Annotated in this window: 1 protein-coding gene; it reads right to left on the bottom strand. The window is 33.3% G+C overall.

The features are described 5' to 3' along the window. Nucleotides 1-19: 19 nt before the first annotated feature. A complete protein-coding gene (locus ACWNT5_RS07630; protein WP_456517019.1) occupies nt 20-13468 on the bottom strand; it encodes an SDR family NAD(P)-dependent oxidoreductase in 13449 nt (4482 codons plus the stop codon).

Below are 13468 nucleotides of genomic sequence, written 5' to 3'. Positions count from 1 at the left end.
TGAATATTGGTTGGGCATTCTATTTTTCTAGGGTATCTGAAATATTGGATGGGTATCCTAGTTCTCCAGAGGGAATAGTTTTCAATAACTGTGCAATTGTGATTTCCTGGTTGTTTTTTAAACTCTCTATAATCTTTAAAAAAGTTTGAAACATATTTTCAATATCCGTAGCATTGTAAACCTCTTTATCATACTCTAGTTGAAAATAAATTCCATTTTTATATTCAATAATGGTGTTTTTAAAATTGAAATGGGCCGATCCTTCAGGACTATGACCAGTTATTGGGTTCTCCAACACGGTGTCAGATTCTATGATATAATTGAAAAATGAAGGTGCCAATATGCTTAATTGAACATTTAAATCATTTAATATTTTCTCGTATGGATAAAACCTGTTCTTTGAGGTTTCGAATACCTCTTTTGTAACCTGTTTCACAAATTCATTAAATGATAACGAGTCATTAATTTCCAGTGTCAACACAATTTCGGAACTAAGCCAACCAACAATATTTTCAAACTCTTTAAAAATTCTATTGGAAAAAGGAATATAAAATCGTAAATATTTAGAACCGCCTGTTTTATATAACATCAGTGCATATACCGAAATTAATTGCATGAATAAACTTGATTCATTGTTCTTTGCAATATTTTTTAGCTCTAAAGATTCAGATTTATGCATGAAAAAGTTGTAGGACGCTCCATATCCAGGATATAATTTTACGATGGTTCCATAAGCATCCGAATATCCTGAAATATCTTTCCCTTTCAATTCCTGTTTAAGTTCCTTGGTAAGGTGATCTCTATAAGATATGGTAGAAAGTTTATCATTTTCTGATAGAGAGCTTTCTATGCTTTCTTTGATTTTTGACAAATAACTATCTCTTAATTTAATCCCATCCTCACTCTTTAAAAATCTATTCACCCAAATAGCATAATCTTTATACTGAAACTTTGGTTCTGGTAATGAGGAAGAATTACAATTGGTTATCTTTTCTTTATACAGCGTTTCGATCTCATTTTTCAATACATTCATAGACAGTGCATCGGAGATGGTATGATTTATAGTAAAAAGTAAACCAGACATTTCCTTAGAATAGTGAACAACACGCAAGTAAAAAAGTGGTGATTTCGTTAAATCAAATGATACATCATTAATATTCTCGCGAATTTCTAAAACAAGTTGATCTTTGTTTTCTTTTTCTTTAAGGTCTATGTATTCGATTTCTATTTTTGATATCTTCTTAGCTATATATTGTAGTACCTTACCATTTTCAAACTTAAAAGTTGTTCTTAAACTTTCGTGTCTTTGCACAAGCTCTTCAATTACATCTTCTAATGTTTCAGTATTTAAGTCAGAAAATGGTACCATAAATGACATATTGTAAGAGTTCGCGCCAATAATTCTTTTTCTTACAAATTCCTTTTCTTGCTGATGAAATACTTCAAATTCTTGTTGTTCTCCATAGTCAATATTTTCACTAAGATTAAACTTCTTAAATAAGGACTCCTTTGAATTCTGATTCTCTTTACTATTTAATCTCAGTAAGGGTTTCCCATCTTCATCATTATCGAGCTTTTCTAAAATATAATCAGTCATTAATCTAATCGTATTTACAGAAAAAATCTCGTGTAAGGGCAACTCTATATTGAAGGTATCATTAATCTTATTAAATAGGCTCATTGCATTAATCGACTGCCCTCCTAATTCAAAAAAGGTTGTATCGATCGATATGGATTCCTTATCTACTTCTAAAACACCAGACCAAATTGAAAGCAATTCCTCTTTAATTTCACTTTTAAATTTGGCGACAACGGTTTCATTTCTTGTCAAAGATGTTTTTTGATTGTGCAAAGAATCAGTGCTTTTGGATACCATCCTTTCTTCTGGAACTACACTACTTTTTTGGGGTGTTCTATCTGGCGTAACATTCTCATCGATATTTTTGTATTCCTGAAGAACAATATGGGTATTAACACCACCAATTGCATATCCGTTTAATGCTGCCAAGCGTGCTCGACCTGGGGACTCCCAAGGTGAAGGTTCTGATGTAATAACTAAAGCGTGATTTGGATCTAAACCTTTATTGATATTTTCTAGTCCAGAAACTCCAGGAATGACCTTATTTTGAAATGCCTTAATTACTTTAATCAAAGAAGCAATTCCCGAGGCAAACTCCGGATGACCTATGGTTGGCTTAATACTTCCTATACGCCATTGTTTTGTTGTATCGTGACTAAGCTCTTTATAAGCATCATTAATACTTTTTAATTCAATTGCATCGGCAAATGGGTTTGCAATACCATGAGCTTCTATGTAATCAATATGAGTAGGATCCACTTTGGCCGTTTTAATACTGTTATGAATCGCTTCTCTTATTCCAACGGGACTAGGAGCTTCTAAGGAGAAACCTCTCCCTCCGTGAGTAACAGAACTACTTTTAATTACTGCAAGAATATTATCGTTATTACGTTCTGCACTTTCCAAGCTTTTGATAATCAAAACACCAGCACCTTCACTACTCACAAAACCAGATCCTTCATCCGAAAAACTTTTAGTATAAGTGCCGTTACTTAACACAGAAGAGGGTTGTAAATGCTCTACTTTTTTGAAAAGCTTTTCGGAAATTACATTTACTCCACCAACAATAGCTTGTTCACATTCTTGAAGTCGTATGCTCTGAATCGCTCTATGCAATGCGACGTAAGAACTTGTACATGAAGTATTTATTACCTCGCTTGGCCCTTTTAAATTGAGGTGAAAAGAAATTTTATTTGGGATCAGATAAGATCTCTTTTCTTGGTACTCTTGTGCCTGAGCAAAATTATCCAGATCTAAGGACTCCTGTTCTGCTCCAATAAATACTCCTGTGGATGGTTTAGAAATATCCCCTTTCGATATTTTGCTCTGATTCATTGCCTGACCTAAAGCACTAAATACTAACTTTTGTTGACGACTCATTGATGTATAATGATCCTCTGATATTCCTAGGACCTTTAGATTTTCTAGGTCATAGCTTGTTTGAACCTTTCCGTAATTTAATTCCTCATTATCAGAAGAGGACATAGGATTCATCAATTCACCTGATATGATCTGTGACCACAACTGATCACTGTTATTAGATTCTGCAAATAGCCCTCCCATTCCGACAATTGCAATATCCTTATTAGGTTCTGAGGATTTTTTGGAAATCTGCCTACCCTTTGGTATTTTTCTTTTAGGGATTCGATTCTCGTAATGATCAGATGTATCATTGTCGATATCACTTTTGATTTTATCAGATTGACTTGTAACGTACTTTTTAGATACGATATCAAAATGCTCTTCTATTAAGAAACTTGATAATTCAGCAATAGTAGGATGATCAAAAAACACAGTTGGCATAATGTCCAATTGATAATCATCATTAATCGCTTTCGAAAATTCAGTTAGTAAAATGGAATCAAAACCATATTCACCTAACTGATCGGTAGGATCTATATCCTCATTTGATAAAGTTAAAATTTTAGCTGCAAGAGATATCAAATTTCGTTCAAACTTATGTCTTATCTCTTTGCTATCCTCTTGATTTTTCTTATGATTCGTTTTCCAGTAATGCTTCGATAATTTATCTTTCTCGCCATATAATACCATTAGTTGATCACTACCATATTCCAAGATTTTATCAAATGCTTCAAATCCTTTCTCCGGTTCAAGTGATTTAATTCCCCATATCTCATCCATCCAATGATCACTTTGTGCCTCGTACAAGCCGCTATTTTGCCACAATGGCCAATTAATGCTTATGGTAGCACCGCTTTTTATTCCTTTTGCCACATCTTCATTTCTTTTAACCGAGTAATAGTTCAAAAATGAATTTGCTAATGCATAGTCTGACATTTTTAAGGATAAAACTCCATCCAATGTTCCCGAGATTGAGGAGAAATACACCATAAAGTCTAAAGGATGATTGCTGGTGAAATCATCTATTAATTGTGTTCCATTTATTTTAGGTAATAAGACTTTGGAAGATACTATTGATGCTTTATTTAATGAAAGAATTGAATTGTCTGACGGAAAAACACCTGCACTATGAATCACCCCATTAATTTTGCCAAAACTTTTATCTATAGAAAGCATTAATTGGGATACTGATTCCGGGTCACTTATATCACATTGATAATATGTAGCTCTCGGTATTTTAGAAATTGTTGATTTTTTTTCTTCAGACAATTCACTTCTTCCAGTTAGGATTAAATTAATTCCATTTGCTTTTTTGCTTAAATATTCTGCAAACATAATTCCTAAACCACCAGCTCCACCAGTAATTAGATACACTCCTCCTTCTCTTATTTCTAAAGGCTTTTCTGAAACTGAATTTGTTGGGGATGTAAAACCTCTGACTTTTCGTGTTTCATTTGTATATCTTACTTCAATATCTTTATTATGCCTTTCTTTTGAAACAATATCCAATAGTTTATCCTCTTCCATTAAGAAGGAATCTACACCAATTAATTTAGCACTTAACTGATGATTCCCTAACTGAAAAGTCTTAAACAAACCTGTAGCGAAACCACAATTAGTCCAATCTTCATTCTGATGAAGAACCACAATATGTTTTGGCTTTCCACTATTTAGCGCACTTTGAACACTATCGAAAAGAACTACGCTATAATCAAGAGAGTTCTCTGAAACTATGACCTGCACCTTCGTATTCTCTAACGTCTCAAGACTGATGCTTAAATTTTGATGATCCCTCTGGTTATCCACTAACAATATTAATTGTTCTTTGGGAGTTAACACCTCTTTCGCGTCGGTCAGCAAGGAAGTGTTCCAATTTGGTTCGTAAAACATCAAATCATCCTTTATATCCACAAACTCAGTTGTAGTCACGCTTTTTTCTTTTAGAATAGAAAGGTTTGAAAATTCTACCAAAGCTTCTCCTAATTCATTTATCAAAATAACATCGAACTGTAATTTATTTTGATTTGCACCTTCAGTGGTTACTTTTTTCACACTACACCAAAATGTCTCAGTAAGAGGCCTATAAATATTAACTTGATCAATATGATTTAAAGAATATTTTTCAGAAAACTGAATACTATTATCCAAGACTAAACAGGTTTGCAATATACTTTCCAATGCCTGGGGAGATAAAACATATCCTTTTTCCTTAGCAATGGTTATTTTAGATAATCCCTCAAATCTACTAAGATACATAGATGAAATACCTCGATAACTTTTCTTGTACTCAAGACCTCTTTTTTTCAGGATATTGTAACAATCTTCGCCGGTAAGAATGTCCGACATTGCTTGTTTATTTTTCTCTATTTCGAAAACATCGATTTCTTTATGAGTGATTACACTGATATTTCCTGTACAGCTTACATACTCTGTATCTAAATCTGCATTATATACCTCGAACGAGATTTCATCTTCTTCCCTATAAATTGATACTCCAACATCTTGTGTTTTCTTATGAATACCTATTGAGTTTAACCAATTAATATTGGTGATTTGGTTAATTTTTAAATTTGATGATCGTTCCCCAGCCTCTCTAGCCATTTCCAAAAATGAAATCGATGGAACCATTTTTTTCTCAGTAAATCCATAATCATTTATAAAACTTTCATCTCCAGAAAAACTACTTACGAATTTTTGTTCATCTAAATTTGATTCATTCTGATGGAGCAACGGATGCAGATATTGATTTGTGTTTATTTCTAAGACTTGTTTTTTATCTTCTGCCACCCAATATCTTTCTCTGGCGAAGGGGTACGTTGGTAAACTGATCTTTTTTGGAACCTGATTATTATATAATAAACTCCAATCTATTTCCAACCCTTTAACCCATAATTGAGCAAGTGATTCCAGTTCCTTTTCCTTGATAGCCTCTCTAATATAGGCCTGTCCAGCTTTTCCTTTTAAAAAGAAATCTAATTTTTCTTTCTTTATGTTTCCTTTAATAAATCCGGAGGTATTGTCTTTTAAATATCTGGATAACTCTAATTGCAACTTATCTAAATCATCGGCTAAAAACACTATTCTTTCTTGCATTGGGCTTCTTCCTATTTGCAAAGTATAAGCCAGGTCGTGTATATTTATGTTGGAGTATGATTTTATAAACTCCTGCAAATTTGTGACTTGCTCTTCTAGCCTATTCAAATTTTTAGCAGATATTGGAATAATAGCGGTTCCATGGTGAGGATATTGTTCTGACGGTTGGTGGTATTCTTCCACAACCATATGTGAATTTGTGCCGCTAAAACCAAAACTACTAATAGCAGCTCTTTTAGGTTGATTCGAATCATTTTTCCAATCTTGAAGTTCCGTATTGATATAAAACGCACTTTTATCAAAACTTATCAGGGAATTTTCATTTTTATAATTTATGGACGGGGCTATCTTATTATGTTTAAATTGCAATAACACTTTTTGAAGGCTTGCAACACCCGCCGCAGCAGAAGTATGGCCTATATTGGTTTTTACAGATCCTATTGCACAAAAATTCTTTTTGTTAGTGAAGTTATTATATGCTTTACTAAGTGCATCTATTTCTATTGGATCCCCAAGTTTAGTGCCAGTTCCATGTGCTTCAACATATGAGATAGTTTCCGGATCGATTTGATATTTTTCGTAAATACTATCTATTAAATTCATTTGAGAGCCAACACTTGGGGCGGTAATACCATTTGTTTTTCCGTCCTGATTAATTCCTGTTCCAATAATTACCCCTTTGATATCATCCCCGCTAGATATTGCATCTTCAAGTCTTTTTAGCACTACTACACCTGCACCTTCTCCTGGAACAAATCCATCAGCACTATTATCAAACGTTTTACATTTCCCTTCTTTAGATAACATCCCTGCAGCACACATTTGTTGGTAAGATTCTACCCCTAGATACAAGGTAACTCCTCCTGCAACCGCCATATCCACCTCTCCATTCATAAGAGCTTGGCACGCTAAATGAATAGAAACCATAGAACTTGAACATGCCGTATCCACTGCAATAGCCGGACCTTTGAGATTCAATAAATACGCTAGGCGTGCTGCAAATATTGAAGATGCATTCCCGACCATTACTTGTGCTAGATTTTCTTTTACATTCGTATCCTTAATTTTCTGGATATACTCACTTGTCATAATTCCTACATAGGTCCCGCACTTTATACCATCTAGATCTGATTTTTGATACCCTGCATCTTCTATGGACCTCCAACATTCTTGTAGGAATATTCTATGCTGCGGATCCATTAATATTGCTTCAGTTGGGGAAATATTAAAGAAAAGAGGATCAAACTTATCAATATCTTCCAATTCTCCTAACCATTTACAATAGATATCACCAGTTTTTTCACCATCCTTTTTATAGTACTTTTCGACATCCCATCTATCTTTTGAAACTTCACTGATACAATCCAACCCTTGAGAAAGATTTTCCCAAAACTCATTTAAGTTTTTAGATTTAGGATATCTTCCACTCATTCCTACAATCGCAATTCGTTGACTCTCTTCAGTACTAGTTTGCTCTGTAGCGTCAACTATAGATTTAGAGCTAATTAAGGGTTTTTCCTCCAAGATTATAGTTGGATTATCAACAACTACTACCTTATCTACATCGGTTTTCACAACTAGTGTTTCTTCCGGTTCTGAGCTATCCGTTTCGATTGTCTCCAACTTTATTTTATGATCTTCAGTACTTATCGTTTCCTCAATAAAACTTGATTTGGTGTTAGCTTCATCAAGTTGTTGATTTTTTTTGTTTATTTCCGTAATAACACGTTCTGATAAGGAGTTAACATCGGGATGATCATATAGAATTATGGCTTCTAGATCAAGATCAAAATGCTCATTAATCTCTTTAATCAATTCTACTCCAATAATAGAGTCCATTCCTAGTTCCTGAAAAGCTATATCTTTTTCGATATCATCATCAATATATAATGATTCTTTTACCATTTGCGTCAATTGATCTGCTATGGCGTATTTTTCCTGATCGGTAAGTGAGTTATACTCAGAATTATTATTAATTATCATATTGACTTTTTTTTGATCATCGAGATTGTTTATCTCATTTGAGGAAATAGGATCAGAAATCACAGAGAGCGTAATTTTTTCTTGCTTGTTTTGTTTTTTGATCATATTCGCACCTTTAAACTGTACATTATCTGATTTGTGTACACTATTTTTAAAATCGTTGGTCACTATTATTTGTTCAAATTTGTCTTGATAAATTTGTGATTCTTCAAACACTAAATTTTTAAACAATTTTTCATTATTTTCTGGTGAATCATACCGTGAAGTTTTAGAGGTAGTGTTATCAGGAGGAGAAATTTCAACTTTATTTATTTTACCAAGAAAGTTTTGGTTGATTTTATTTTTATTTCCATACACTACCAGACATTGACCACTTTTGTTAGAAAGTAATTCATTAAAAACATTAATCCCGTCTATTTTTTTAAGTGGTGAAAAACCCCATTTTTCTTTTAATATTTTCTCAGATTGTTCTGAGATTTGCATACCTCCATCTTTCCAAAGAGGCCAATTAATACTAATTGTTTTACCTTTTCTTAAGTCACGAGAAACTAATTCATTTCGATACGACGCATAATTATCCATATATGCGTTTGCAGAGGCATAATCGGCTTGACCTATATTGCCCGTAACTCCTGCTAAAGATGAAAAAATAACAAAGAAATCGAGCGATTCATTCTTGGTAAGTTCATCTAAATTCTTTATTCCTCTAATCTTTGGAGAAAGTACTTTAGCTACCTCGTTCTTAGTTTTCTTTAGTATAAAACTGTCCTTTATAACTCCAGCACTGTGTATTACACCATCAATCTTTCCATATTCGGCTACGATGTATGGGATTAACTTAGAAACTTCATCTTTATTACTGATATCACATTGAAAATATTCATAACTATGCAAGCCAGATAATTTCTCTTTTTTCTTATTATCTAATTCACTTCGACCAATCAAAATCAATGTTGTATTCTTAAATTGATTCAAATAGGACGCAAAAATTTCACCTAGTCCTCCTGCTCCCCCAGTGATTACATAAACTCCACCTTTTTTTAATACTGGAACTGTAGTCGAATTTGATGGTAATTGCCAAGGTTCTATTTTTTTGATTTCCCTTTTCCCAGCCTTATATCTTATTTCCTCACTTAAAAAGGCCACTTCTGTATCAATAACATTTGAGATAAAACCAAAATTCTTAAGTGATAAATTGTCAAAACCAATGGTTTTGCCATTTATCTTAGGGTTTTCCAAATTTGCTGTTTTAAACAGTCCAGAAACAAATCCATATTTCAAATAATCTTGATTCTCATAGATCAAAACTATGTCTAGATTTTCCTTAGGGTGCTTACGCTCTTTTATTTTTTCTAAAAGTGTAATGAAGTAGTCCTCCTCATCATAATATTCACTGATATATTCTACGTTTAGAACTAAGCTTTCTTTTAATTTGTCGCATAAATCGGGGGTTCCTCCTGCGACTATAATTAATTTGGAGTTGTCGTTATGGAGATCGTTTTTATGATCTACCAAAGATTTTTCTCTCCATACATAATCGAATAAATGAATTTTATCCTCTTTTAGTACTTTGTCTTGATCAGGTTTCTTTTTACTAGGGATGGCTAACGAACAAAAACCTTTTATCTCAATCAGTAATTCTCCTTTTTTATCATATATTTCTAAATCACTGATATTTTTTCTGTCATTATTTTCTGATTGTAGTCTACTTGTAACATGACACCAAACTTTTGATGGAAGTTTTTCATAAAGGTTAATTTGTTCGATCCTGTAAGGAATAAAGATCATATTTTCTTCACGGTTCAAGTATAGACTTGCAGATGTTTGAAAGGCACTATCAATAATTCCAAGAATGCGCTGATTTTCATCTTCAGAAGAAAACTTAATTTTTGACAAGGCTTCGGTTTTTGAATAATAAACCTTATCAATCCCTTTAAAATTTGATCCATAATCAAATCCTTTCTCCTTAAACATCTCATAATAAGCCGACTTATCAATTGATTTAGGGAGTCTAGTTTTGATCTTATTCGGGTCTATGCTTTTAGAAAATGTTTTTTCTTTAGTATCAATATTTCCTTTGCAATGTATTTCTTTATGTGATCCAGAATAGACGTCGAAAGACAAACTTTGCTCTCTATAATATAATCTGATATTGATTTCTTGATTGGTATCCGTTCCGATAAAAGGTTTCAACCAATAAATATTACTAAGCTGTGTTATTTTTTTATCCGTTGATAATGTGCCAGCTATTAATGCCATTTGTAGATATACTACGCCAGGTAATATGTGGTCATTATTAATTTTATGATCTCTTATAAAAAAATCCGTTATAGAATACCAGCTTGTAAAACGCTGTTCGGTAAGATTAGACGTATTCTGATGAATAAGTGGATGGATTTCGACTGATCGATTTATACTTTCCTGTGGAATCCAATATTTCTTTTTCGTAAACGGATACGATGGTAAACTAATTCTTTTAGGGTCTTCATTTGCATAAAGTAATTCCCAGTCTATGTTTATACCTGAAACCCATTTTTGAGCTATTACACTAATTTCTTCTTTCGAAGTTAATGGATCCTGTTTTATTGTATCAATTGTAATATCATCGGTTAACCGGTTATTTTTTCTCACATTATTACAATAGAAACCATCTAAATCCCCTTCGAGATATTTGGAAAGTTTTATTGCTAAATCTTCTTTGTCCGAAACAACAAAAGCAAGCCTTTCTTCCATTTCTTCTCGTCCGGTTTGCAAGGTATATGCGATATCGATTAGTCTACTTTTTTTGTTTTCACTTAGAAATTTGGCAAGATTTGACACTTGTTTTTTTAGGCTATTAGTATTTTTAGCTGACAAGACAACTAATCCATTTTTGAAATTGTCATTCTTTTTTTTGTCTTGGCACTTAAATTCTTCAATAATTACGTGTGCGTTACTACCAGCAGCTCCAAAACTACTGACACCTGCCAGTCTTGATTTATTATCAGGTGTAGACCATTTTTGTAATTTTTGCTGCACTACAAAAGCAGAGTTTTTAAAATCTATTTTAGAATTGAGTGTTGATGAATGCAAAGAAGGAACCAATTTTTTATACTTCATCTGTAATAAAACCTTGGTAACGCCAGAAATTCCAGCAGCTGATTCGCAATGTCCAATATTTGATTTAACAGAGCCGAGACTACAGTATTGTTTTTTATCAGTCTTAAATGCTCCTTTTAGGCCCGACATTTCTATTGGATCGCCAATACTTGTGCCTGTTCCGTGTGCTTCGATATAGCTGAAATCTTCTGGCAGCACACCTGCTTTACTAATTGCTTCTTTAATTACTTCTGATTGAGCTTTTGGATTAGGCACGGTAAACCCAGTACTCCTTCCATCATGATTTATTGCAGTTCCTTTGATAACCCCATAAATCTGATCTCCGTCTTTTATAGCTTTAGACAAAGTTTTTAGCAAAATGACACCAACTCCTTCGCCTGGAACATATCCATCTCCTCCCTCTCCAAAACTTTCACATCTTCCTTTAGAGGATAAAAACAATGAGTTAGATAGCCACGAGTATTTACTAGGGTGCGAAGTAAGATTTACTCCTCCGGCAATCGCCACTGAACTTTCTCTATTACGAATACTGTTACAAGCTAAATGAATAGCTGTTAGTGAAGAAGAACACTGCGTATCCAACCCTATGCTTGGTCCTTTGAATCCAAAACACGAAGATACAGTATTAGCTACTAGGGAAACAAAACTACTTGGGTATATAGGTTTATTCCCTTTTTGCACCCTATACAATTGATAATCTGTCCAAAAAACTCCAGCGAAAACACCAACTTTTTCATCTTTACTTAATTGGGAGATTTTATACCCACTATCTTCAACACAATTCCAACTTTCTTCCAAAAACAATCGAGTCTGAGGATCCATTTTTTCTGCTTCTCTTGGAGAAATTTGAAAAAATAACGGGTCAAAGGTTTCTGCTTCCTCTATGAAACCTCCCCAAAAAGTTTTATCTGATGCATCAATTCTTAACCTGGGAGGTAATTTATTGGTTATACTATCTTTTCCATTTTTAAGATTTTCCCAAAACTCTGGTATATTGTTTGCGTCAGGATATCTCCCGCTAAGACCAATAATTGCAATATCTTCTTTTGAGGTTTCTAGTGGCAAAGAAGTTTTTACCGTATCTTCCGGTTTTACTGTTTGATTTGTTGTTACTTCTAAAAAGTCAGGGGCTTCTTCTTTTTTAAAATCCAAGAAATGTTGCCCTTCATTTTCTAATAAATAGTCACTAAGTTCTTCAATCGTCTGATACTCGAATAGTAAAGTTGGATAAAAATCATGACCACATTTGTTTTCTAATTCTCCTACCAATTCCATGGTTGAATTAGAATCTAATCCTAAATCATAAAACCCTAATTTCTCATCTATTTCGGTTACTTTCTTATCAATTTTAGCACTGATAATATTTTTTAAGTATTCTCGAATTGTTTGAACAGCAGAATTACCGGAGGTAACTACTTCATTGACTTGATTTGAAGCTGGTGAACTTTTTATTTTCTTTTTCTTTTTTGCCTTTGGTTTTGAAACTATGTTCTTAATGGATTCTGGTTGCCTAATTCTTTTACTAACAATATTTTTAAAGACAGCAAGTACTTCTCCATCTTGGTTATAAATTATTATCTCATTGGAAATAACTTCTGGTAATTTATCACTTGGAATGTTTTGTTTTTTACTGTAGACATAGATCTTTTGGGGAAAAGATTTATATATTTCAAATTGTTCAATAGAAAATGGTATATAGGGAATTCCCGTTGTCGAGGATATTTTTCCATCCTGATCATCTTTTAGTTTAAAAGAACTTCCTGCAAAAGTAGACCCATCTAAAAACGCTGGATGGACTATCATTTTATTGCGATAACCTTCTGCTAACTCACTCAATTCCAAAACCATGAGCTCCTCATCGTTTTTTTGGTATATTACTCCAGAGGTTTGCATAAATTCCCCATGACATATCTCTATCGTTCTCGCCCCAGCATATACCTCATCCATATTATAGCTTCTTTGGCTATTCTGGATAAAATTCTCTATGTCAAAAGTTGGATACTTGTTTTGCCCTGTGGCATAATCCAAGCGTCCTTGCAGGTGTTTTGTCCACTCTCCATATACCTCCCCTTTATGATTTGTTTTTTTAGAACGTAATTCGACATCCAACAAAGACTGACTCCCTTCACTATATCTAATTTCGAGTTTTCGATTATAATCTTTTGTTGTGGAAAGAGGTTCAATAAATAACACCTTACTTACGCTAAACTCTTTGGAAAAAAGCTTTTTCGCAGAACGCAGTATTAAATCTAAATAAGTCACTCCAGGTACGATTCTAACACCGTACACTTTATGATCCCGAAGAATAAAATTATCATGATCAAAATCTATAGTTAAGGTCTTATTATTCAT

The sequence above is a fragment of the Aquimarina sp. 433 genome, assembly GCF_054054605.1.
Note: the sequence above shows the minus strand (reverse complement) of the source record. Positions and strands in the feature narration are given on the sequence as shown.